Source organism: Nocardioides ginsengisegetis, assembly GCF_014138045.1.
GTDB classification, from domain to species: Bacteria; Actinomycetota; Actinomycetes; order Propionibacteriales; family Nocardioidaceae; genus Nocardioides; species Nocardioides ginsengisegetis.
Genome location: NZ_JACGXA010000001.1, coordinates 1,210,167 through 1,231,731 on the forward strand (window position 1 = coordinate 1,210,167; position 21,565 = coordinate 1,231,731).

General features: G+C 71.8%; 22 protein-coding genes and 1 other RNA gene. 10 read left to right on the top strand and 13 right to left on the bottom strand.

The annotated features are described in order from the left end of the window. Positions 1–2: 2 nt before the first annotated feature. On the bottom strand, positions 3–824 hold the full coding sequence (locus FB382_RS05680) for a YaaA family protein (protein ID WP_220481271.1): 822 nt from the start codon (positions 822–824) through the stop codon (positions 3–5). 75 nt (positions 825–899) lie between these two features. Here FB382_RS05680 and FB382_RS05685 point away from each other — a divergent pair, with 75 nt between their 5' ends. Beyond that, a complete protein-coding gene (locus FB382_RS05685) occupies positions 900–2,360 on the top strand; it encodes an RNB domain-containing ribonuclease (RefSeq protein WP_182537507.1) in 1,461 nt (486 codons plus the stop codon). A gap of 191 nt (positions 2,361–2,551) precedes the next feature. On the opposite strand, the gene FB382_RS05690 is transcribed toward FB382_RS05685, so the two are convergent. After that, entirely contained in the window at positions 2,552–3,217 is a 666-nt protein-coding gene (locus tag FB382_RS05690; RefSeq protein ID WP_182537509.1) for a Type 1 glutamine amidotransferase-like domain-containing protein, read from the bottom strand. 26 nt (positions 3,218–3,243) lie between these two features. Between FB382_RS05690 and arr the strand changes: the two genes are divergently transcribed. The 3 genes from arr to FB382_RS05705 all read left to right on the top strand — a co-directional run bounded on the left by arr (position 3,244) and on the right by FB382_RS05705 (position 5,428). Beyond that, positions 3,244–3,657 carry an NAD(+)--rifampin ADP-ribosyltransferase gene (arr, locus tag FB382_RS05695; protein WP_220481566.1) on the top strand — a complete coding sequence of 138 codons (414 nt, stop codon included), beginning with the start codon at positions 3,244–3,246 and terminating at the stop codon, positions 3,655–3,657. Positions 3,658–3,743: 86 nt separating this feature from the next. Continuing rightward, entirely contained in the window at positions 3,744–4,337 is a 594-nt protein-coding gene (locus FB382_RS05700; protein ID WP_182537512.1) for a TetR/AcrR family transcriptional regulator, read from the top strand. Then, entirely contained in the window at positions 4,334–5,428 is a 1,095-nt protein-coding gene (locus tag FB382_RS05705; protein WP_182537514.1) for a glycosyltransferase, read from the top strand. The genes FB382_RS05700 and FB382_RS05705 overlap by 4 nt, the downstream gene beginning before the upstream one ends. Before the next feature lie 49 nt (positions 5,429–5,477). On the opposite strand, the gene rnpB is transcribed toward FB382_RS05705, so the two are convergent. The 5 genes from rnpB to map all read right to left on the bottom strand — a co-directional run bounded on the left by rnpB (position 5,478) and on the right by map (position 10,239). Continuing rightward, positions 5,478–5,892: RNase P RNA component class A (gene rnpB / locus FB382_RS05710), an RNA gene on the bottom strand. A 26-nt stretch (positions 5,893–5,918) separates the two neighbouring features. Continuing rightward, a complete protein-coding gene (locus FB382_RS05715; protein WP_182537516.1) occupies positions 5,919–6,758 on the bottom strand; it encodes a transglutaminase family protein in 840 nt (279 codons plus the stop codon). A gap of 31 nt (positions 6,759–6,789) precedes the next feature. Then, on the bottom strand, positions 6,790–7,722 hold the full coding sequence (locus FB382_RS05720; RefSeq protein ID WP_182537518.1) for an alpha-E domain-containing protein: 933 nt from the start codon (positions 7,720–7,722) through the stop codon (positions 6,790–6,792). Beyond that, positions 7,716–9,314, bottom strand: coding sequence for a circularly permuted type 2 ATP-grasp protein (locus FB382_RS05725; protein ID WP_182537519.1), 1,599 nt, complete (start codon positions 9,312–9,314; stop codon positions 7,716–7,718). Before FB382_RS05725 ends, FB382_RS05720 begins: the two co-directional genes overlap by 7 nt. 76 nt (positions 9,315–9,390) lie before the next feature. Then, a complete protein-coding gene (gene map / locus FB382_RS05730; protein ID WP_182537520.1) occupies positions 9,391–10,239 on the bottom strand; it encodes a type I methionyl aminopeptidase in 849 nt (282 codons plus the stop codon). 26 nt (positions 10,240–10,265) lie between these two features. Between map and FB382_RS05735 the strand changes: the two genes are divergently transcribed. Beyond that, entirely contained in the window at positions 10,266–10,547 is a 282-nt protein-coding gene (locus FB382_RS05735; RefSeq protein WP_220481272.1) for a hypothetical protein, read from the top strand. Between the two features lies 1 nt (position 10,548). Here the strand turns inward: FB382_RS05735 and FB382_RS05740 are convergent, their stop codons facing one another. The 3 genes from FB382_RS05740 to panB all read right to left on the bottom strand — a co-directional run bounded on the left by FB382_RS05740 (position 10,549) and on the right by panB (position 13,586). Beyond that, complete coding sequence (locus FB382_RS05740; protein ID WP_182537521.1) at positions 10,549–11,067, bottom strand: AMIN-like domain-containing (lipo)protein; 519 nt, start codon at positions 11,065–11,067, stop codon at positions 10,549–10,551. Between the two features lie 68 nt (positions 11,068–11,135). Further along, complete coding sequence (locus FB382_RS05745; protein WP_182537522.1) at positions 11,136–12,347, bottom strand: PQQ-dependent sugar dehydrogenase; 1,212 nt, start codon at positions 12,345–12,347, stop codon at positions 11,136–11,138. Positions 12,348–12,725: 378 nt separating this feature from the next. Further along, positions 12,726–13,586 (bottom strand): 3-methyl-2-oxobutanoate hydroxymethyltransferase, encoded by an 861-nt coding sequence (panB, locus tag FB382_RS05750; RefSeq protein WP_246377099.1) that lies wholly within the window; start codon positions 13,584–13,586, stop codon positions 12,726–12,728. A 120-nt stretch (positions 13,587–13,706) separates the two neighbouring features. Here panB and FB382_RS05755 point away from each other — a divergent pair, with 120 nt between their 5' ends. Both FB382_RS05755 and FB382_RS05760 read left to right on the top strand, forming a co-directional pair. Continuing rightward, positions 13,707–14,012, top strand: coding sequence for a hypothetical protein (locus FB382_RS05755; protein ID WP_182537523.1), 306 nt, complete (start codon positions 13,707–13,709; stop codon positions 14,010–14,012). A 528-nt stretch (positions 14,013–14,540) separates the two neighbouring features. Beyond that, on the top strand, positions 14,541–15,881 hold the full coding sequence (locus tag FB382_RS05760; protein WP_182537524.1) for an HNH endonuclease signature motif containing protein: 1,341 nt from the start codon (positions 14,541–14,543) through the stop codon (positions 15,879–15,881). Positions 15,882–15,890: 9 nt separating this feature from the next. Here the strand turns inward: FB382_RS05760 and FB382_RS05765 are convergent, their stop codons facing one another. Genes FB382_RS05765 through FB382_RS05775 form a run of 3 tightly spaced genes read right to left on the bottom strand, consistent with a single transcriptional unit; the run spans position 15,891 to position 17,617 of the window. Further along, positions 15,891–16,808, bottom strand: a complete 918-nt coding sequence (locus tag FB382_RS05765) for a phosphotransferase (RefSeq protein WP_182537525.1) — start codon at positions 16,806–16,808, stop codon at positions 15,891–15,893. After that, entirely contained in the window at positions 16,801–17,121 is a 321-nt protein-coding gene (locus FB382_RS05770) for an antibiotic biosynthesis monooxygenase family protein (RefSeq protein WP_182537527.1), read from the bottom strand. Before FB382_RS05770 ends, FB382_RS05765 begins: the two co-directional genes overlap by 8 nt. A gap of 10 nt (positions 17,122–17,131) precedes the next feature. Continuing rightward, positions 17,132–17,617, bottom strand: coding sequence for a VOC family protein (locus tag FB382_RS05775; RefSeq protein ID WP_182537529.1), 486 nt, complete (start codon positions 17,615–17,617; stop codon positions 17,132–17,134). 169 nt (positions 17,618–17,786) lie between these two features. Between FB382_RS05775 and FB382_RS05780 the strand changes: the two genes are divergently transcribed. From FB382_RS05780 to FB382_RS05790, 3 genes are read left to right on the top strand one after another with little or no spacing between them, the layout of a single operon-like run. Next, positions 17,787–18,278, top strand: coding sequence for a SigE family RNA polymerase sigma factor (locus tag FB382_RS05780; RefSeq protein WP_343055499.1), 492 nt, complete (start codon positions 17,787–17,789; stop codon positions 18,276–18,278). Continuing rightward, positions 18,275–19,504, top strand: a complete 1,230-nt coding sequence (locus FB382_RS05785) for a hypothetical protein (RefSeq protein WP_182537531.1) — start codon at positions 18,275–18,277, stop codon at positions 19,502–19,504. The genes FB382_RS05780 and FB382_RS05785 overlap by 4 nt, the downstream gene beginning before the upstream one ends. A gap of 48 nt (positions 19,505–19,552) precedes the next feature. After that, a complete protein-coding gene (locus FB382_RS05790) occupies positions 19,553–21,562 on the top strand; it encodes an NAD(+) synthase (RefSeq protein WP_182537532.1) in 2,010 nt (669 codons plus the stop codon). The last annotated feature ends 3 nt before the right edge of the window (positions 21,563–21,565 follow it).

Here is a 21,565-nt window from a genome sequence, read left to right on the forward strand (position 1 = left end):
CCTCAGACGTCGGTGACGATGACGTCGAGCTGGGTGCCCTTCTTGGTGGGCTCGCCCAGCTCGACCTTCCAGCCGAGATCGGTCAGCAGATCGGCGAGCTTGCCGGGCGTGCGCGGGTTGCCGCCGTCCTCGAGCAGGTCGCGGACGATCCGGCCCTTGGTCGACTTGTTGAAGTGGCTGACGACCTGGCGCTTGCCATCGACCTCGTGCAGCACCCGCACGGTCGCCACCCGGTCGGCCAGGCTGGAGGGCGGCCGCCAGAACGCGGCGTACATCGTCGACCGGAGGTCGACCAGCAGCCCGTCGCCCATGCCGAGGTGGATGGCGTCGCCGAGGTACTCGCGCCACACCGCGGCCACCGAGCCGAGGCCGGGGAGGTTGGCGTCGCCGGAGAGGCGGTACGCCGGGATACGGTCGCTCGGCCGGACCAGCCCGAAGAGGCTGGACGTGACCGCGAGGCGGGTGGCCGCGCGACGCTTGGCCGACGTGGAGAGCGTCGCGGGGTCGAGGGCGTCGTACAGGACGCCGGTGTAGACCTTGTCGGCCCGGGCGGACGGCGAGGTGTGCAGGCGCCCGTTGAGCTGCACCAGGTCGCGCTGGCCGTCGCTGATGCCCAGCGTGCGTGCCGCGAGGTCCACGAGGACGCGCGAGTGCATCGGCAGGGTGGGGTCGATGTCGACCGAGCAGAGGTCCACGAGCGCATCGATGACCATGCTGCGCGGCCGCGTCAGGACCGGGAAGCTCAGGTCGGCGAGCTCGAGGGGCTTGCCCAGCCGCGGGGCGCTCTTGCCCTCGCTCGGGGGAAGCAGGATCAGCACGCGCATAGGTTAGGGGGTCCGCGGTCCGGACGCCGTGCCGAGGTCTCCGGTGGGCGGCCGAAGTGTCCTAGGGTGCTGGACATGCCCAGCAACCGAGTGGTGCACGTCCGTCCGGCCGGCGACTCCGAGAGCGACCGCGTGGCCGCCGAGGGGCTCCGGCAGGGGATCGCGGCGATCCAGGCCGACCTCAAGGTCTCGCCGGACTTCCCGCCCGAGGTGGAGGAGGCCGCGGCCGCTGCTGCAGCCGCGCCACGGCTGCCGGACCTGGACCGCACCGACATCCCGTTCGTGACGATCGACCCGCCGAGCTCGATGGACCTCGACCAGGCGCTGCACATCGAGCGGGACCGCGACGGCTACCGCGTCCACTACGCGATCGCCGACGTCGCCGCGTTCGTGGCGCCCGGCGACCCGATCGACCTCGAGGCGCACCGGCGCGGGGAGACGCTCTACGGGGCGGACTCCAAGGTGCCGCTGCACCCGAAGGTGCTCTCCGAGGGCGCCGCCTCGCTGCTGCCCGAGCAGGTCCGGCCGGCGCTGCTGTGGACGATCCGCTGCGACGACACCGGTGAGGGCACCGACGTGCAGGTCGAGCGCGCGCTGGTCCGGTCGACGGCCAAGCTGGACTACGAGTCCGTGCAGCGCTCGATCGACGACGGGTCGGCGTCGGAGTCGCTCCAGCTGCTGGCCGAGCTGGGCGCCAAGCGCCTCGAGCGCGAAGCGGCGCGCGGTGGCGTCTCGCTGCCGCTGCCCGAGCAGGAGGTCACCGTGGCCGGTGACTCCTGGTCATTGGAGTTCCGCACCCTGCTGCCCGTGGAGAACTGGAACGCCCAGATCTCGCTGCTGACCGGCTTCGGCGCCGCCTCGCTCATGGTCTACGCCCGGGTCGGCCTGCTGCGGACGCTCCCGCCGCCGGACCCGCACGACGTACAGCGCCTGCACCGCACCGCCCGCGCGCTCGGCATCGAGTGGCCGGCCGAGCAGCTCTACCCCGACTTCATCCGGTCGCTGGACCCGCGCAAGCCCCAGCACGCCGCGATGGTCAACGCCTGCACGCGGCTGCTGCGGGGGAGCGGGTACGTCGGCTTCGACGGCGAGGTGCCGGCAGAGCCCCAGCACGCGGCGCTGGCGTCGGAGTACGCCCACGTGACCGCGCCGCTGCGCCGCCTCGGCGACCGCTTCGCCGGCGAGATCTGCGTGGCGCTCTGCGCCGGCACCGAGGTCCCGATGTGGGTGCTCTCGGAGCTGCACGACCTGCCGAAGGTGCTCTCGGAGTCGGGCCACCGTGCCCACCAGTACGAAGGGGCCGTCCTGGACCTCGTCGAGGCCGGGGTGCTCCAGGGGCGTGTGGGCGAGACCTTCGACGCGGTCGTCGTCGACGTGGACGAGAAGTCGCCCACGCGGGGCGTCCTGACGCTCCAGGAGCCGGCCGTCGAGGGCCCGGTCTCCTCGGCCACGGCGCTGCCGCTGGGCACGGACGTCCAGGCCCGGCTGGTGGCCGCGGACGTCGCGACGCGGAAGGTCGCCTTCGAGCTGGCCTGAGGCGCTGGCCCGGAAATGCGCTCGTGCCCGATGTTCGAGGCTGACGGCCGCTGCGGGTATGACCCCCGTCAGCTTCGAACACCGGGCACGAGTGGAGCGCCCTGCGCAAGCGCAACAGTAGGGCGCGTCGTCGACGAATCGTGCCGAAATCGGGGGTACTAGGACCAAAGGGCACAGCTGTTGCCCACACGTCAGTCGACGTACCGCCACTGCCCCTCGGAGACCACCTCGACCGTGCCGTCGACGACCGACACGGCGCTGTCGTCGCAGAGGGCGTACGCCGGGTTGTCGATCGTGGCTGCCCAGCGCTCGAACTCGGCGGCGTCGTTGCCGGGCATCATCGGGTGCTCGAAGTGGGGGAAGATCGAGAAGTCCACGAGGCCGAGCGTCTCGTCGCTCTCGCCGCCGTCCCAGGCCCGGAAGTCCTCCCCGATGCGCGGGGCCGCCACCATGCTGCCGGCGCTCATGCCGACCCAGACGGTGTCGGTCAGCTCGGGCAGCAGGTCAACGAACCCGGACTCCCGCATCCAGTGCGCCAGGTAGACCGCCTCGCCGCCCGAGAACAGCAGCACGTCGGTCGCGCGCACCAGCGGCTCCCACGCGTCGCGGGGGATGCTCGGCAGCGCGGTCAGCTCCAGCAGCCCGACGGACTTCCACCCCAGCTCGACCTGCGGCTGCGCGGACCTCCCGGCCACGAAGTTCCAGACGTTCAGGCCGGGCCCGGCGTTCCTGTGCCCGTACATCGCCGTCGGGATCGCCAGCGCCGTGCACTCCTCGATCGGCTTGTCGAGCAGGCCGACCAGGGCCTGGTGGATGGTGGGGTTGGAGACGCCCCCGGACGTCAGCAGCAGTTTCATGACAGGGGAGGCTACTCACGTAGGCTCTGCGCGTGAGCGACGTGCTGGACGAGGGCCCGTTCTTCCACGGCACGAAGGCAGACCTGCGGGTGGGTGATCTCCTCACGGCGGGCTTCCGGTCGAACTACCGGCCCGAGATCGTGATGAACCACATCTACTTCACCGCGCTGCGTGACGGCGCCGGGCTGGCTGCCGAGCTCGCCGCGGGCGAGGGCGAACCGCGCGTGTACGCCGTGGAGCCGACCGGAGCGTTCGAGAACGACCCGAACGTGACCGACAAGAAGTTCCCCGGCAACCCCACCCGGTCCTACCGCAGCAGCGAGCCGCTCCGGGTCGTCGGCGAGGTCACCGACTGGACGAGGCTGACTCCCGAGGCGCTCCAGGCCTGGCGCGACCGGCTGGCGGTCCTCGAGGCAGAGCGCGCCGAGATCATCAACTGATCCGTGGGGTCCATGGGGCGCCGCCGGCAACATTTCGTGTGAATGACCATTGACTTCGAAACAGTTCAGTGTGACTGTCAATTGACATGAAAACAACACGCACCTACACGATGGGTGCACGCGCCGAGGCCGTCGCCGAGACCCGACGTCGGATCATCGACGCGCTGTTCGACCTCGGTCGCGAGCGGATGTTTCCCGACATCTCGCTGGAGGACGTGGCCGACGCAGCCGGCGTCAGCGTCCAGACCATCCTCCGGCACTTCAAGAGTCGTGCCGGACTCGCCGAAGCGACCATGGACCACGCGATCACCACGGTGACCGAGGAACGCCACGCGCCCGTCGGTGACGTCGACGCGGCGGTCGCTGTGATCATCGGACACTACGAGGACCGGGGACACACGGCGCTCATGATGCTCGCCCAGGAGTCGTCGGACCCGCAGGTCGCCGAGCTGACCCGTCGCGGACGGGCCATGCACCGCACCTGGGTGAGGGAGGTGTTCGCACCGTTCGTCGGCCCACGCGACCCACTCATCGACCTGCTCGTCGTCGCGACGGACGTCTACACCTGGAAGCTGCTGCGCCTCGACCGCCGCTACTCGCGAACGCGCACCGAACGTCTCATGCATCGGATGGTGACCTCCCTTCTCGAGGGGTCCGGACTTGAAGGAGAACCGTCATGAACGTCCTGTTCGTCACGTGGGACGGAGGCGGCAACGTTCCGCCCGCACTCGGCATCGCCGCCGAGCTGCAGCAGCGGGGCCACCGCGTCCGAGTGATGGGGCACCCGGTCCAGCACGCGCAGGTGACGGGGATGGGGCTCGACTTCACTGCGTTCGACACCGCCCGGCCCTTTGCCGCGACCGACAACAGCACCCCGATCGACTACGTCGGCGTGTTCGGAGACCGCGGGATGGGGCGCGACGTCGTCGAAGAGCTGCGGCGCGAGCCAGCCGGTCTGGTGGTCATCGACTGCATCCTGTTCGGGGCGATGCAGTCGGTCGCGACCGCCGGAGTGCCCTACGTCGTGCTCGAGCACATGTACGACGCCTACCTGGTCCGCCGGTGGCTGCGGGGCCCCATGGGCGTCGGCATGGCCCTCAAGCGAATCCCCGCGCGCAGGCTTCTGAGCGCCGCGGCGGCGCGGTTGGTGGCGTGCAGCGCGGAGCTCGATCCAGCCGGTGTCGGCCCGCAGGCTGACAACGTGCACTACACGGGACCCGTGGTGGTGGGTGTGCCGGCGGCGCCCAGCGAGCCGACCGTGCTCGTCAGTCTCAGCACCGTCAACTTCCCGGGTCAGGCTCGAGCGATGCAGAACATCCTCGACGCGCTCGGCCTGCTCGAGGTCCGGGGCATGGCCACCGTGGGTCCTTCGATCGGGATGGAGAGCCTGACCGCTCCACCGAACGTCGAGCTCCGCGGCTTCGTCCCCCACGCGGAGCTGTTGCCGACGGTGTCGATGGTGATCGGTCACGGTGGCCACGCGACCACGATGGCTGCCCTCGCCCACGACCTCCCGGTGCTGGTGATGCCCATGCACCCGATGCTGGACCAGAAAATGGTCGGGCAGTCGCTGGTCGACGCCGGCGCTGGCCGGCTCCTGTCCAAGAAGGCCAAGCCCGACGCGATCGCGGCGGTGGTGACTGAGCTGATGGGCAGCGGTCCGCATCGGGCTGCTGTCGCTCGGTTGGGCGCCCACCTCCGCGCCACATCCGGTGCCTGCGCCGGCGCCGATCTGGTCGAATCGGTCAGCGCCAGTCGGACCCCCGCCTGAGTCTCACGGCCGGGCACGAGCCACATGACCGTGGTGAGCCACCCCGGTGCGGACGGGCTGGCCTGTAGGCCGGGTTCTGTCCCCGGGACCCTCACGGGTCACCGGGGGGCGACCATCCATCTACGACGACCGTTGCCGGCCGCCTCCAGCGATCTACCCGCGCACTCGGGCGAGCAGCCCTCGGTCGTGCGCGCGTCCGGTGCAAGCACCGGACTTCTTGATCTTGCTCCAGGTGGGGTTTGCCGAGCCGCCCCGGTCACCCGGGGCGCTGGTGGTCTCTTACGCCACCGTTTCACCCTTACCTCCCGGCCTCGCCGAAACGAGAGCCGGGCGGCGGTCTGTTCTCTGTGGCACTTTCCCGCGAGTCACCTCGGGTGGGTGTTACCCACCACCTTGCCCTGTGGAGCCCGGACCTTCCTCGCCCCCGACCCGAAGGTCGGGGCCGCGGTCGCCCGGCCAGCCCATCCGCAGGGAGCAGCGTACCCGCGGATCAGCCGAGCCGCGTCACCTCGACCTCCACCGACATGGTGGAGGTGCTGGAGCCGGAGTAGATGCCGCTGAGCGGCTTGACGTCCTGGTAGTCGCGGCCAGTGGCGAGGACGACGTACCGGTCGCAGGGCTCGTGGTCGTTGGTCGGGTCGAAGGGGTGCCAGCCGTTGTCCCACCACTCCACCCAGGCGTGGGACTCCCCGTGGACGGTCTCGCCGATGGTCGGCTGGGGGTGCGGGTGGAAGTAGCCGGAGACGTAGCGGGCCGGGATCCGCATCTGGCGGAGCCCGCCGATGACGAGGTGGACCATGTCCTGGCAGACGCCGGCGCGCTGCTCCCACGCCTCCGCGGCACGGGTGTGCACGTCGGTGGCGCCGGGGATGTACTCGACCTCGTCGTTGACAAGCGCGCACAGCCGGCGAGCGGCCAGGCCGGGCAGCTCGGACGCGGCCCGGATGGCGTCCACCCGCTCGGCCAGGTCGGCCGGGGGAGCGACGGTCTCGGGGAGGGTGAGGTACTCCGTCCAGCGGTCCGACACCTCCGGTCCGGTGAGCCCCTCCCAGCTGATCGACGGCTTGGGCGTCGGGGGCCGGTTGGTCTGCACGGTGCACGTCGCGGTGACCGTCATCGCCTCGTGCGGGTCGAGCACCTCGAAGGCCGTCACGGCGGTGCCGAAGTAGTCGCGGTACTCGTAGGTCCACGGCTTCGGCGTCACCTCCAGGCGCGTGTGCACGGCGATCTGCTCGGGCGTGGTCTGCGGAGTCATCCGCGCCTGGTTGTACGACGCGACCGCCTTGCCGTCGTACTCGTAGCGCGTCTGGTGCACGACCCTCAGCTGCATGGCTTGCCCCCTTCCCGTTCGCTGCGCTCACTCATGCCAGCACCCCCTGCCAGGTCAGGGCCTCGGCGCCGGCGAAGTAGCGGCGCGTGACGGCTTCGGTCGCCAGGGCGCAGGTGCGCTGCAGGCGTTCCATCTCGTTGGGCAGGTCGGCCATCACGTCGGACAGCGAGCGGTACTCCAGCTCGGCACGCATCCGGCCGAGCAGCCGCTGCGCCTCGTTCTGGAAACCGGCCCGTTGGCCGGCGGACTCCAGGTTGTCCAGGCACTGCTCGGCCCGGCTCAGCGCGAAGACCACCGAGCGCGGGAAGAGCCGGTCGAGAAGCAGGAACTCCGCCGCCCCGCGCTCGGTCTCGAGCCCGCGGTAGGTGCGCAGGAAGGCCTCGTAGGCGCCGCACGCTCGCAGCGTGCTGGTCCACGGGGCGCCGGTGTTGGCCGACATCGCGGCGGTCGCGACCAGCCGCGAGGTCATGTCGGTGCGCTCCACGCAGCGACCAAGCACCAGGAAGTGCCAGCCCTCGTCGCGGGTCATCGTGGCGTCGGCGGTGCCGTTGATCAGCGCGGCCCGCTCGCGGACCCACTGGAAGATCGCCGGCGCCCGCATCGTGTGGAAGTGCCCCGAGGGGATGGCGCGGTACGTCGTGTTGATGGCCTCCCACATCGGCACCGACAGCGTCTCGCGGGCCCGACGGGCGCTCTCGCGGGCGGCCCCGAGCGCCGCGGCCATCGAGACCGGCGACGACGGGTCGTAGGCCAGCATGTCGAGCACCAGCCCGAGGTCGGGCGTCTGCTCCGGCTCGCCCTCGACGCCCATGATCGACAGCAGCGCCCGGCAGGTGCTCTCCTCCTCGATCGTGGCGTCCTCCAGGACCAGCTGCGTCTGCACGTCGAGGATGCGGGCGGTGTCCTCCGCGCGCTCGACGTAGCGGCCGATCCAGAACATCGACTCCGCGATCCGGCTCAGCACGACGCCCCCTGCTGCTGCTGTTGCTGCTGCTCGAGCTGTCCGGTGCGGTCGCTCAGCGCCGGGCCGGCAGGTGCCGGGACCAGCTCGGGCGGGACGGGTGGCGGCGGTGGCTCGGCCTCGGCCGCCGGACCGGAGCCGTTGACGGTGAGCATCTCCTGGGTCGGCCCCGCCAGCACCCAGGTGTCCTTGGAGCCGCCGCCGCGGGAGGAGTTGACGATCAGCTCGCCCTCGGCGAGCGCGACCCGGGTCAGGCCTCCGGGCAGCACCCACACCCGGTTGCCGTCATTGACGGCGAACGGCCGCAGGTCGACGTGGCGCGGCCCGAGCCGGCCGTCGACGAACGTCGGCACGGTGGACAGCTGCACCACCGGCTGGGCGATCCAGGACCGCGGGTCGTCGAGGACCTTGACCCGCAGCTCGTCGAGCTCCGGCTTCGTGGCGCGGGGGCCGATCACGATGCCCTTGCCGCCGGAGCCGTCGACCGGCTTGAGGACCAGCTCGTCGAGCCGGTCGAGCACCTCCTCGCGGGCCTCGTCGTCGCCGAGCCGCCAGGTGTCGACGTTCTTGAGGACGGGCTCCTCGTTGAGGTAGTAGCGGATCAGGTCGGGCAGGTAGGTGTAGACGAGCTTGTCGTCGGCGACGCCGTTGCCGACGGCGTTGGCCAGCGTCACGTTGCCGGCCCGGGCGGCGTCGAGCATGCCGGGGCAGCCGAGCACCGAGTCGGCCCGGAAGTGCACCGGGTCGAGGAACTCGTCGTCGATGCGGCGGTAGATCACGTGCACGGGCTCGAGGCCGCCGGTGGTCCGCATCATCACGCGGCCGCGGCGACACTCCAGGTCGCGGCCCTCGACGAGCTCGACGCCCATCGTGCGCGCGAGCAGGGCGTGCTCGAAGTAGGCGCCGTTGTAGACGCCCGGCGTGAGCACGACGACGGTCGGGTCGGTGACGCCGGCCGGGGCCGCGGCGCGCAGCGCGGCCAGCAGCCGCTGCGGGTAGCCCGCGACCGGCCGGATCCGGTGCTCGGCGATCGTCTCGGGCAGCGCCGCGGAGATCGCGCGCCGGTTGGTCATCACGTAGGAGACCCCGGAGGGCACCCGCACGTTGTCCTCGAGCACCCGGAACTCCCCCTGGTTGTCGCGGATCAGGTCGATGCCCGAGACGTGCACCCGCACCCCGTTGGGCGGCCGGACGTTGGCGGCCTCGCGGTGGTAGTGCGACGACGTCGCGATCACCTCGCGGGGGATGACGCCGTCGCTGAAGACCTGCCCGGCGTCGTACACGTCGGCGAGGAAGGCCTCGAGCGTCCGGACCCGCTGCTGCACGCCCCGCTCGATGGTCGACCACGTGTCCATCTCGATGACGCGCGGCAGGATGTCGAGCGGGAAGGCCCGCTCCTCGCCGCCGATGTCGAAGGTGACGCCCTGGTCGAGGTAGCTGGCCTGCAGCGCCTCGACCCGTCCCACCAGGTCGGGGGTGGTCATCGGCTGCAGCGAGTGGCGCAGCCGGAGGTACGGCGACCTGAGCGCGTCGCCGTCGAACATCTCGTCGTACGCCGGGCCCGGGGCCCCGTAACCCTCGAACATCGCGTTCATGGCCCGACCCTACAAAGAACGCGTTGCAGGCGTGTGTCGCGCGAGGGCTGGGTGCCTCGAGTGACCTCGGGTGGCCTCAGGGGTTGGTGAGGACCTCCGCGCCGTCGGCGGTGACGAGCAGCGTGTGCTCGAACTGCGCCGAGCGGCGCTGGTCGCGGGTCACGACCGTCCAGTCGTCGTCCCACATGACCCACTCGTGGGTGCCGAGGTTGAGCATCGGCTCGATCGTGAAGGTCATGCCGACCTCGATCAGGGTGTCGTAGGCCGCCTCGTCGTAGTGGGGCACGATCAGGCCGCTGTGGAAGTGGGTGCCGATGCCGTGACCGGTGAAGTCGCGGACCACGCCGTAGCCGAAGCGGGCGGCGTAGGACTCGATGACGCGGCCGATCACGTTGATCCGGCGGCCGGGCTTCACCGCCTTGATGCCGCGCTCCAGAGCCTCGCGGGTGCGCTCGACCAGCAGCCGCGACTCCTCGTCGACGTCGCCGGCGAGGAACGTGGCGTTGGTGTCGCCGTGCACGCCGTCGAGGTAGGCGGTGATGTCGATGTTGACGATGTCGCCGTCCTCGACCCGCCGGCTGTCGGGGATGCCGTGGCAGATGACCTCGTTGACGCTCGAGCACAGCGACTTGGGGAAGCCCCGGTAGCCCAGCGTCGACGGGTAGGCGCCGTGGTCGCAGAGGAACTCGTGGCCGATCCGGTCCAGCTCGTCGGTCGTCACGCCCGGCGCCACGGCCGCACCCACCAGCTCACGGGCCTGGGCTGCCAGCCGGCCGGCCGCCCGCATCTTCTCGATGGTCTCGGCGTCCTTGACCTCGGTGCCGGTGAACGGAGCGGGCTTTGGCCGGTCGACGTACTCGGGTCGGGGGATGTGCGCCGGCACGGGTCGGCGCGGGGAGATCGTTGCGGGGGCCACGGGAGTCACGTCGGACGAGTGTAGTTTCCGCAGGTATGAGCAAGCCCAGCCGGCGCAACCGCAACGCCACGTCGCCCTGGCCGTTCGTCGGGATGGCCGGGATGGCCTGCGCGTTCTTCCTGTACGCCGCCAGCGGGCTCGTCGCGCCGTGGTGGGCCGTCGTGCTCCTGCTCGCGGCCTGGCTGGTGCTGCTGCTCGTCTGCGCCGTCTGGTGGACGGCCCACCCGAGGTGGGTGCCGTGGGTGCCGGTGTTCGCGGTGGTGCTGTGGTTCGGGCTGCTGACCGCCGGCGGCGCCTGGCTCGGGTGGACCGCCTGACTCACGGGTGCTGGAAGTCGATCACCAGTCGCTGGGGGTCGTGCAGCTTGAAGACGCGGTAGGGCGCCCGGTGGGTCAGGGCGAAGCCGAAGCTGACGTAGCCCTCGAAGTCGCCGGTGAACGCCAGGGCCTTGAGGGTCTCGAAGTGCGGCCGGGCGATGGCGGGGCCGTCGTAGACGTCGTTGCCGTCGTTGTCGTGGGCCTGCGCGGGCGTCAGGACCAGGTGGATCCCCGAGCGGCCCTTGATCGGGACCGGAGCGCCGGAGCCGTCGTAGTGGAAGGTCTTGCCGTAGCGGGCGTGCCCGCCGGGGATGGCGCCGTCGATCTCGATGACGACCCGGTCGAAGGCGTCGTGGTGGGCGTAGCGGAGGTCGACGACCCGGGGCGACTTCGCATCGGGGTTGGTCCAGGTCGTGGAGTGGTCGACCCAGTCGGGCAGCGCCGACGCGGGGGCCGGCATGCTGCCGGCGACCAGGGCCAGCGCGGGGAGCAGGGTGGCGAGGATGCGTCGTACTGTCATGGGGGTCTCCAGGGGTTGCGTTCCTGCTAGTGGGACGCGCCAGGGACCCGGCCGGTTGACGCGGAGCCTCAGCTGGGAGTGACCCGCAGGATCGCGTCGTTCCCGTCGCCGTTGTCGGTGGTGATGAGCAGGTCGCCGTTGGGCGCCTCGGTGAGCGAGCGGAGCCGGCCGTGGTGGCGCAGCGCGTCGGGGGTGCGGGTGCGCACGAGCTTGCCGCTGGCGTCGAAGGTCATGAACACGACGCGGGTCGACTTGAGCACCGCCACGGCGAGCGTGCCGTTGAGGACGCCCCACTTCTTGCCGTAGACGAACGAGCCGCCGCTCGTGGCCAGGGTCGGGTCACCCGAGCTCCACCTGGCCTCGATCTGCTTCCCGGGCAGCGACTGGTCGGTCATCGGGACGTCCTCGTTGTAGCCGGGGACGGGGTTGTAGCCGTAGTCGCCGCCGTTGACGAGCTTGTTGACCTCGTCGTCGCGGTAGGTGCCCTGCTCGACGTTCCACAGCGAGCCGTCGCGGCGCTCGGCCAGGCCCTGGACGTTGCGGTGGCCGTAGGTCTGGATGTAGCGCTGGCGCTTGTTGGCGGCGTGGATGAACGGGTTGGTCGGCCACGGGTCGCCGGTCTTGCGGTCCAGCCGCAGGGTCTTGCCGCCGAGGGAGTGCTTGTCCTCGGGGTTGGTGCCGATCGCGGCGTCGCCGGTGCCGACGAGCAGCGACCCGTTGCGGGTGATCATCACCCGGCAACCGCCGTGGCGGCCCGAGCTCGTCGGGAAGCCGCCGATGAGCTTCTTGATCTTCGTGGCCCGCGTCGCGGCGTCGTTGAGGCGCCAGGCGATGACGCGGACGTCGTGGCCGCCGCCGCTGCGGAAGCCGCCCTGGCACAGGTAGAAGCGGCCGTTCCTGTCGAAGTCGGGATCGATGGCCAGGCTCATCAGGCCGGTCTCGCCGGAGACCCAGACCTGGTCGCTGGGGAACTTCACGGTCCGGGTCTTGCCGTCCTGCCAGACCGACAGGGTGGCCCGGTCGCGCTGGGTGAACAGCAGCCGCCCGTGCCCGATGGACTGCACGTCCCACGGGTGGTCGAGCCCGGTCACCTGCTTGCGGACGTGCAGGGTCGGGACGCTGCGGGCCGCGGCCCGGTCGTGCTTGAACTGGGTGAGCGCCATCTGGTCGAGCACCGACGCCGGCACCGGCGGCTGGAGCCCGCCCGGGCCACGGTTGGCGGCGGCCGGGGCCGCGGGGACCAGCAGGGCGAGGGCGAGGGCACCGAGAAGGATCCGCATGCCTGTCACCGTACGACGCTGCCGCGGGCTCGCGGGAGGGTCGATCTCGGTCCCTGTTTCCCCCGACCCGAAAGGGGAGCGGTGATCTCTGGGGCTGTTGTGACTCGTGTCGACCGTTTTGCCGATCTGTTACCGAGCGGTGGACTAGGCGTTTCCCGGTTGTGTCCCCGGCGTGGGAATCGGCGTCCTAGCGTCTTCCTCATCACCGGGTCGCAGGGGACACACGAACCGGTGAACTGGTCGGGAGATGGGGGGCTTCGAGCCCCTCACTCTGGGAGAAGGCGGCCCCTGCCGCGCGCTCCGCACCACGACTGGGAACATCGCCCGCTCGGCGACTGGGGGGACAGGCCGAGCGGGCTCTCCCATGTCCGGGGTCGTTCAGAAGGTGTGCTCGGGCCCGGGGAAGGTGCCGGCCTTCACGTCCGCCGCGTAGTCCTCGGCGGCCCGGCGGAGCACGCCGTGGAGATCGGCGTACTGCTTGACGAACTTGGCCATCCGCCCCGTGCGCAGGCCGAACGCGTCCTGCCAGACCAGCACCTGGCCGTCGCAGTCGACGCCGGCGCCGATGCCGATGGTCGGGATGCCGACCGACTTGGTGACCTCGCCGGCCACCTCGCCGGGCACCATCTCCATGACGACCGCGAACGCGCCGGCGGCCTCGAGGGCCTGGGCCTCCTCGATGACGCGGGCGGCGGCGTCGCCGCGGCCCTGGACCCGGTAGCCGCCGAGGTTGTGCTCGGACTGCGGCGTGAAGCCGATGTGCGCCATCACCGGGATGCCGCCCTCGGTCATCTTGCGGACCTGCGGCACCATCGCCAGCCCGCCCTCGAGCTTCACCGCGTGGGCGTTGGCCTCCTTCATGAACCGCACCGCGGTCAGGTAGGCCTGCTCGGGCGAGGCCTGGTAGGAGCCGAACGGAAGGTCGGCGACCACGAGCGCCCGCCGGGCCGAGCGGGTCACGGCCCGCACCAGCGGGATCAGCTCGTCGACGGTCACCGGCAGCGAGGTCTCGTTGCCGTAGACGTTGTTGGATGCGCTGTCGCCGACGAGGAGTACGTCGATCCCGGCCTCGTCGAAGGTCTGCGCGGCGTACTGCTCGTAGGCCGTCAGCATCGTGAACTTCTCGCCCCGCGCCTTCATCTCGCGGAGGTGGTGGGTGCGCACCCGCTTCACCGGAGCTGGGCCGGTGGGGGCGGCGGTCGGTCCCGTGCCGTAGGGCGCGGTCTCTTCAGTGCTCATGAACGAGCTCCCTCTCATCGTCATCTCGCGGCTCCCTGACGGAGTCCACGGACCGACTTCAGGCTAGTCCGATGCGGGGTGGCGCGTGGTTGTGGCGATGGTCACGGGCAGGGTGACGGCGTGGCCGCCCCCGTCTCGTCGACCCCCGCTTCGGCGCCAGTGCGCGGTGCCGTGGCCTGGTTCGTCGGGTTCGTCCTCGGGTTGCTCGTGAACCTCGCCGGCGTCGCGGCGTTCCTCGCCGGGGCGGGTCTCTGGGTCTACTGGGTGCTGCTCGTCGTCGCGGTGATGGTGGGTGCGGCGGCGTGGATGTCGCGGCGCGGGCGGTGGTTCGGCGTCGGGCTGGTGACCGGGTGCGTCGCCGAGCTCGCGATCATGGTCTTCCTGGTGCTGATGTGGAGCCACATAGCGGGGAACACGGTCCAGTAGGCCCCCGGCCGCTGGTTGAGGTGCGAAGGCCGCCAGGCCTGAGCCTCGAAACCCGGTGGGCTGGGAGGCGGCCCCGTGTCGCACGGTTCCCCTGTCCAGTGGTTGGGCGCGCCCGCGCGCGTAGCCGACCGTCTCCCGGCGTCCAGGACCTCCGCTTCGCTCCGGCCGCTGCGCGGCGGCTTCGCCGTCCTTGACCCCGGGACCCGGACGGTCGGCTCGGCGGCGCGCTGTCGGCACGGGCTCCGCCCGCACCGCCCGCATGCGCGGGCGCCCGCAGCGGTGAGCTGTGAACCGAATCCTCGCCGGTGGCGGCCGGAGCGGTGGGTCAGCAACCGAAGCTCAACGGTGGATGGTTGACGCCTCACCGCTGGCCGGGACCCGCGCCAGAAACGGTTGACTGCTCACCGCTTGAAGGCCGGGCGCGGACCGCTCCAGCGTGGGAACAAATCTTCGATTAGTGTCTCACATGGTGGAACATCCGCTGGTCAGCGAGGTCTGACTGTCGGTGGGCTCTGGTTGAGTCGGGTCATGGAGCAGCCGACGACTTCGCTGACGACACCCGCGGGTGTGGTCGCGGACGCGGGCGGGCTGCTGGCTTCGTTGGGTGAGGTGTTGTGGGCGGCGCGGGGGTCGCACGAGCTGGTCGGGACGCTGGAGGAGCTGGAGGCGGTGCGCTCCCAGCTGGCGGCGGTGGAGCTGGCGGTGCTGGCCGAGATCGACGCCCGGGAGGTGGCGAAGACCGAGCTGGGCTGGGGCTCGACGGCCGACTGGTTCACCCAGCTGGCGGGGCTGTCCCGACGTGAGGGTCACCGGATGCTGCGGCACGCGGTCGCGCTGGCCGAGCGGCCCGCGACCCGGGCGGCACTGGTCCAGGGCGCGGTGTCCCCGGAGCAGGTCGGGGTGGTGCTCGACGCGGTGGACAAGCTCCCGACGGCCGAGGCGGTCCGGGCCCGGGGTGAGGCGGTCCTGCTGGAGGAGGCGGGGCGGCTGAACGCGACCGACCTGGCGAGGGCGGCGCGGCACCTGGTCGAGGTCGCCGACCCCGAGAAGGCCGAGCGTGAGGCCGAGCGGGCGCTGGACCGCGACGACCGGGCCGCGCACCTGGGTCGGTTCCTGGCGATCACCGAGGACGGCGCGGGTGGGGTCCGGCTCAAGGGCCGCGGGACCGTGGAGGATGCGGCGGTGATGCGGGCGGCGCTGCTGCCGTTGACCACCCCGGCCCCGGCCATGGGCACAGGGATGGACCCCGAGACCTGTGAAGAGGGCCGGGATCCCCGCGACCACGGCGCCCGGATGTGGGACGCCCTCGTCCAGACCGCCCAGCACGCCCTGGACACCGACCTGCCGCCGGAGTGCCACGGCGCCCGGCCCCGGGTCGCGGTCACCACCCGCCTGGAGGTGCTCCGCGGCCGGATCGACTGGGCCACCCTCGGCACGAGCGGAGCCGCGACCACCGAGGACGGTCTCGAGCTCGCCCCCTCGGTCGTCCGGCGGCTGGCCTGCGACGCCGACATCATCCCGATCGCGCTGGGCGGCAAGGGCGAGGTCCTCGACGTGGGCCGGACCTGCCGGCTGGTCACCCCGGCGATCTGGAAGGCCCTGGTCTGCCGGGACCGGCACTGCGCGTTCCCGGGCTGCACCCGTCCGCCGGTGATGTGTCACGCCCACCACATCGTGCACTGGGCCGACCACGGCCCGACCTGTCTGGCCAATCTCGTGTTGTTGTGCGGCCACCACCACCGGGTCATCCACCACACCCCCTGGCAGGTCCGGCTCAACCCCCACGACGGCAAACCCGAGTTCCTCCCGCCGCCCAGACGCGGCCGACCGGCAGTCGAGTGGATCAGGAACAGACCTCGTCGCGAGTGAGGGGCTCGTTCACACCTGGTGCTGCCACTCTGGCCGTTTGAGCTCCTCGATCAGCCCGTTGACCGCGACCTCGTCGCTGGCCGTGCCGGCGTGCGGCGCCTCGAACCACGCGGCGTACTGCGCGACCTCATCGAGCCGCCACTCCAGGTCGAACATCTCGAGCATCGGGGGGTGGGCGCGCGCGAGGTCGGCGTGGCCGCTGTCGACGAGGGTCCGCAGGTCGCGCTCGCGCGGCGCTAGCTTGAGCGACTCCCAGTCGACGAGCACCAGCCCGTCGCCGGTCCGGCGCATGTTGCGCGTGTGCGGCTCGCCGTGGGTCGGGACCCAGGGGAGGGTGCGGGCCTCGTCGGCGAGGCGGTGGTACGTCGACACCCAGCGCGCGACATCGTCCGCGTGAGAACACAGGGCCGAACGGGCCCGTTCGCCGAAGGGGCCGGTGTCCCACGGGCGATCGAGCCGGGTCAGAAGCGTCTTCGCGAAGTCGACGGGGACGAGCGGCGCCCACGCGGGGATGCCGGCCGGGGGATCGGCGGCGTGCAGGGCGGCGAGCTGGGCGACCGACTGGCGTGCATCCGAGGCCGAGGCCAGCGGCCCCCTTCCGGCCACCTCGCCCTCGACCCACGGCGTCGCGCTCAGGGCGCCGTCGCCGAACGGCACCACCGACAGCGTCGGCACGACGAACGACAACCCGGACGAGGCCAGGGCCGCCGCCCCGGCGTAGGCGCCCGAGAGCGATGCGAAGGAGTGCCGCGCGCCGAGCGCGTCGAGGGTCACGAAGAGCTGGGGTCGGCCGCCCGCTGAGGCGACCCAGTGGTGCGCGCCGAAGCCGACGGCCAGGTGCGCGACGGCGTCCACCTCCGACGACCAGGTCGCCCGGACGGCCGCGAGGACGTCGGCCTCGGCGACGCCGGCCGGCGGCTCACGCACCGTAGTCCCGGGTGACGGTGGCGATCCGGACGCGGTAGGCGGCGTACCAGACGTGCTGTCCGCGCTCCTGCGCGACGAGGTGCTCGGCCACCTGCTTCCACGCGCGGGCGTCGTCCTCGGAGGCCCAGTAGGACACGGTGATGCCGAAGCCGTCGGGCTCACGCGCGGACTCGATGCCGAGGTAGCCCGGCTGCCGGGCCGCGAGCGCGTCCATCCGGTCGGCCATGTGCGCGTAGCCGTGGTCGCCCTCGGTGCGCAGCGACGTGAAGACCACGGCGGTGTACGGCGGGTCCGGGGTGGGCGCGATCGGCATGCACCGAACCCTAGGAGGCGCTGGCGTGCGCCGCCTCGAGCTCGGCGATCACGATCTTGCGCTGGCCGAGCATCGCCTGCATCGCGGCCTGCCCCTTGACCGGGTCGGGGTCGGAGATCAGCTCGAACAGCCGGGTCGGGACGATCTGCCAGGACAGCCCGAACTTGTCCTTGAGCCAGCCGCACATCGACTCCTCGCCGCCGGCGACGAGGTTCTCCCAGTAGTAGTCGACCTCGTCCTGGTCGTCGCAGGTGACGCTGAGGGAGATCGCCTCGGTGAAGGCGAACATCGGCCCGCCGTTGATGCCGCGGAACGTCAGCCCGTCCAGCACCCAGTCGCCGGCCATCACGGTGCCGGGCTCGCCCGGCCCGGCCTCGCCGTAGCGCTGGACGTTGCCGATCGAGGAGTTGGGGAAGATCTTGGTGTAGAAGTCCATCGCCTCCTCCAGGTTGTCGTCGAACCACAGGCAGGGGGTGATCGAGGTCGTGATCGGCATGACGGGCTCCTTCTCCGGCGGGTCCGAGTCTGGTCCCTCGGCTCTCACGGGTACAGACCCCGTCGACGGAGCGCGCTCATCGGTCCGCGCGGGATTCGCACGAGATCGGCACAACCATGTGAGGGTGGCCGCGCGTTGCAGGGATGGACGCAACCGACGAGAGGCTGACGTGGACGACTCGGAGTTCATCGAGTGGGTGGCGGCGCACCAGCGACCGCTGCTGCGCTCGGCCTACCTGCTGAGCGGCGACCTGCACCGCGCCCAGGACCTGGTGCAGGACGCCCTGATCAAGGTGGCGCTGCGCTGGCCCCGGCTCCGCACCGGGCATCCGGCGGCGTACGCCCGCACGATCATCGCGCGTGACAACGTCTCCTGGTGGCGGCGCCACCACCGCGAGCAGCCCGGCGCCGCCCGGGCGGAGGCGGCGCAGGTCTCGACGGATCCGGACACCGCCCTCGTGGTCGGCCGGGCGCTGGACCGCCTGACGACCCGCCAGCGGGCGGTCGTGGTGCTGCGGCACTTCGACGACCTCACCGAGCGGGAGACCGCCGATGTCCTCGGGATCAGCGTCGGCACCGTCAAGAGCACCAACGCCGCCGCGCTGGCCCGCCTGCGCGAGGGAGCCCCCGAGCTCCTTGACCTGATCGGGAGGACCCGATGACCGAACCGCAGCAGGACCAGAACCTGTACGCCGTCCTGGACCGTGCCACCGACGCCATCGCCCCCGTCGACAGCCCGCACCACGCTGCCGTCTCCGCCCTGGCCCGCGCCCGGGTCGTGCGCAACCGCCGTCGTGGCCTGGTCGCAGGTGCGGTCGCAGCCGTGGCCGTCGTCGCGGTGGCGCTGGCCACCAGCCTCCCGGGCGCGGACCGGAGCGCGCCGCCGATCGCGCCGCCGACGACTGTCCCGGCCATGCCCGACTCGGCCGTCCAGGACACCTGGGACCCGCGAGACGCCTCGCAGCTGCCGCGGCGGTCCACCTCCCTGCCGGCAGACCTCGACCCGCCGTCCGACGCGGCCGACCTGCCGCTCGACGGACCGGCTCGCGCGGTGCTGTCCGACGGCGACCGGCAGCTCCACCTGCTGGGGGCCGACGGCACCTGGGCCGCCTTCGACGCCCCCTCGGGCTCGTCCTACGTCACCAGCCTGAGCGAAGACGGCACCATGCTGGCCAACGCGGGACCCGCCGGGGTGTTCGTGACCGACGTGCGCGACGGCACCTGGCGCGAGCTGGGGCTGCCGCCCGGTCCTGCATCGATGTGGACCGGCCTCGGCAGCTCACTCGTGTGGGTCGGCGACACCCGACTCCTGGTCCGCAGCCCGGCGGCCGGCGTGGCCACCGTGGCCGTCGACGGCAACGCGAAGCCCACGGCCACCACGTTCGACACCGCCATGGTCAGCGGCGTGGCCATGGACCCCGGCGGCACCGAGGTCGTCTTCGGGATCGGCCGCGACGGGAACGTGATCCGTGAGGTGGCGGACGGTGCCGCGACGCGCAGCCTCGACGCGGACGCGCTCGAGCGCCTCTCGCTGCCGGTCGCCTCCGCCGACCGGGTCGTCGGCACCGTCTCGGGCATCCCGCGCGACGACCGGCCCACCGACCATGCGGGGCTGGTCGTCCTCGACCGGCCGTCGTACGTCGCCTCGGCCTACCTCCCGATCGCGGGCACCACCTACGAGCCGGGCGTCGGGATCGCGGGCCTGGGCGTGGACGGCGTGCGGCCACTCGCCTGGCTGGACGGAAGCACCGTGCTGCTCCAGCACGCTCCGACCTTCGGTGAGCCGTGGCAGCTGGTCGCGTGGGACGTCGAGACGGGGGAGCTGTCCCTGGTCGCATCCGGGACGTCGCGTTCACAGCCGGTGGGGGTGGCGCGCGACCTGCTGTGACGGGTCTCGACGGGCTCGGCGACAGGAGCGGCACCCTAGACTCCAAGCGTGGACTTCTACTCCGCCTACGCCCACGGGTTCGCCCGCGTCGCCGCCTGCACGGTGCCGGTCACGATCGCCGACCCGGCGGCCAACGCCCGCACGGTGCTGGAGCAGGCGCGGGCCTGTCACGACGACGGGGTCGCGGTGGCGGTCTTCCCCGAGCTCTCGCTGTGCGGGTACGCCGTGGACGACCTGTTGCTGCAGGACACCCTGCTCGAGGCGGTGCAGGAGGCGATCGCGGAGATCGTCGCCGAGTCCGAGGACCTGATGTCGGTGATCGTGGTCGGCGCCCCGCTGCTGCACGGCACCCGCGTGACCAACTGCGCGGTCGTGATCCACCGCGGCCGCGTGCTCGGCGTCAGCCCCAAGTCCTACCTGCCGACCTATCGCGAGTTCTACGAGCGCCGGCACTTCGCGCCCGGCGACGATCGCCGCGGCAGCACCATCCGGGTCGCCGGCGTCGACGCCCCCTACGGCCCCGACCTGATCTTCGCCGCCACCGACCTGCCGGGCCTGCGGCTGCACGTCGAGGTCTGCGAGGACATGTGGGTGCCGATCCCGCCGAGCAGCGAGGCGGCCCTGGCCGGTGCGACCGTGCTCGCCAACCTGTCCGGCAGCCCGATCACGGTGGCCCGCGCGGAGGACCGGCGGCTGCTGGTCCGCAGCGCGAGCGCACGGTGCTCCGCGGCGTACCTCTTCGCGGCCGCGGGCCAGGGCGAGTCCACGACCGACCTGTCGTGGGACGGCCAGACGATGGTCTACGAGTGCGGCGACCTGCTCGAGGAGTCCGAGCGGTTCCCCGAGGGCCCGCGCCGGTCGGTCGCCGACGTGGACCTCGACCGGATCCGGCAGGACCGGATCCGCCAGGGGACCTTCGACGACAACCGGCGCACCCACGACGCACGCATCCGCGAGTTCCGGACCGTCGACTTCGAGCTGGCCGCGCCCACCGGCGACATCGGGCTGCGCCGCAAGGTCGACCGCTTCCCGTTCGTTCCCGACGACCTCGACCGGCTGGCCCTGGACTGCTACGAGGCCTACAACATCCAGGTCTCCGGCCTCGAGCAGCGGCTGCACGCCATCGGCCAGCCCAACGCCGTGATCGGCGTCAGCGGCGGCCTCGACTCCACCCACGCCCTGATCGTCGCGGCCAAGGCGATGGACCGGCTCGGCCGGCCGCGGTCGGACATCCTCGCCTACACGATGCCCGGCTTCGCGACCGGCGAGACGACGAAGTCCTACGCCACCCGGCTCGCCAAGTCGCTGGGCGTCAGCTTCGAGGAGCTCGACATCCGGCCGGCGGCACGCCAGATGCTGGAGGACCTCGGCCACCCGTTCGCCGACGGCGAGCCGGCGTACGACGTCACGTTCGAGAACGTCCAGGCGGGGCTGCGCTACGACTACCTCTTCCGGCTCGCCAACCACCGCGGCGGCATCGTCGTCGGCACCGGCGACCTCTCGGAGCTCGCGCTGGGCTGGTGCACGTACGGCGTCGGCGACCAGATGTCCCACTACAACGTCAACGCCGGCGTGCCGAAGACCCTGATCCAGCACCTCATCCGCTGGGTGGGGGAGAGCGGCCAGTTCGACGACGACACCGCCGGGCTGCTCGAGGAGATCCTCCAGCAGGAGATCACCCCCGAGCTGATCCCGACCGAGGCCGGCAAGAAGCCGCAGGCCACCGAGGACACCGTGGGGCCCTACGCCCTGCAGGACTTCACGCTCTTCCACGTGCTCCGCCGTGGCTACCGGCCGAGCAAGATCGCCTTCCTGGCCTGGCACGCGTGGCACGAGGTCTACGACCTCGCCACGATCCGGCGCTGGCTCGTGGTGTTCACGAAGCGCTTCTTCGCCAGCCAGTTCAAGCGGTCGGCGCTGCCCAACGGCCCCAAGGTCACCGCGGGCGGCACGATGTCGCCGCGCGGTGACTGGCGGATGCCGTCGGACGCCGCGCCCGCCGCGTGGCTCGCCGAGATCGAGGCCAACGTCCCAGCCGGCGGGCCCGGCGGGTCCTAGGTA

Excerpts from the sequence above, each read along its gene's own strand:
- FB382_RS05680 (WP_220481271.1), bottom strand. The coding sequence starts at position 824 with ATGCGCGTGCTGATCCTGCTTCCCCCGAGCGAGGGCAAGAGCGCCCCG.
- FB382_RS05685 (WP_182537507.1), top strand. The coding sequence starts at position 900 with ATGCCCAGCAACCGAGTGGTGCACGTCCGTCCGGCCGGCGACTCCGAG.
- FB382_RS05690 (WP_182537509.1), bottom strand. The coding sequence starts at position 3,217 with ATGAAACTGCTGCTGACGTCCGGGGGCGTCTCCAACCCCACCATCCAC.
- FB382_RS05700 (WP_182537512.1), top strand. The coding sequence starts at position 3,744 with ATGAAAACAACACGCACCTACACGATGGGTGCACGCGCCGAGGCCGTC.
- FB382_RS05705 (WP_182537514.1), top strand. The coding sequence starts at position 4,334 with ATGAACGTCCTGTTCGTCACGTGGGACGGAGGCGGCAACGTTCCGCCC.
- FB382_RS05715 (WP_182537516.1), bottom strand. The coding sequence starts at position 6,758 with ATGCAGCTGAGGGTCGTGCACCAGACGCGCTACGAGTACGACGGCAAG.
- FB382_RS05725 (WP_182537519.1), bottom strand. The coding sequence starts at position 9,314 with ATGAACGCGATGTTCGAGGGTTACGGGGCCCCGGGCCCGGCGTACGAC.
- FB382_RS05735 (WP_220481272.1), top strand. The coding sequence starts at position 10,266 with ATGAGCAAGCCCAGCCGGCGCAACCGCAACGCCACGTCGCCCTGGCCG.
- FB382_RS05740 (WP_182537521.1), bottom strand. The coding sequence starts at position 11,067 with ATGACAGTACGACGCATCCTCGCCACCCTGCTCCCCGCGCTGGCCCTG.
- FB382_RS05745 (WP_182537522.1), bottom strand. The coding sequence starts at position 12,347 with ATGCGGATCCTTCTCGGTGCCCTCGCCCTCGCCCTGCTGGTCCCCGCG.
- panB (WP_246377099.1), bottom strand. The coding sequence starts at position 13,586 with ATGAGCACTGAAGAGACCGCGCCCTACGGCACGGGACCGACCGCCGCC.
- FB382_RS05760 (WP_182537524.1), top strand. The coding sequence starts at position 14,541 with ATGGAGCAGCCGACGACTTCGCTGACGACACCCGCGGGTGTGGTCGCG.
- FB382_RS05770 (WP_182537527.1), bottom strand. The coding sequence starts at position 17,121 with ATGCCGATCGCGCCCACCCCGGACCCGCCGTACACCGCCGTGGTCTTC.
- FB382_RS05775 (WP_182537529.1), bottom strand. The coding sequence starts at position 17,617 with ATGCCGATCACGACCTCGATCACCCCCTGCCTGTGGTTCGACGACAAC.
- FB382_RS05785 (WP_182537531.1), top strand. The coding sequence starts at position 18,275 with ATGACCGAACCGCAGCAGGACCAGAACCTGTACGCCGTCCTGGACCGT.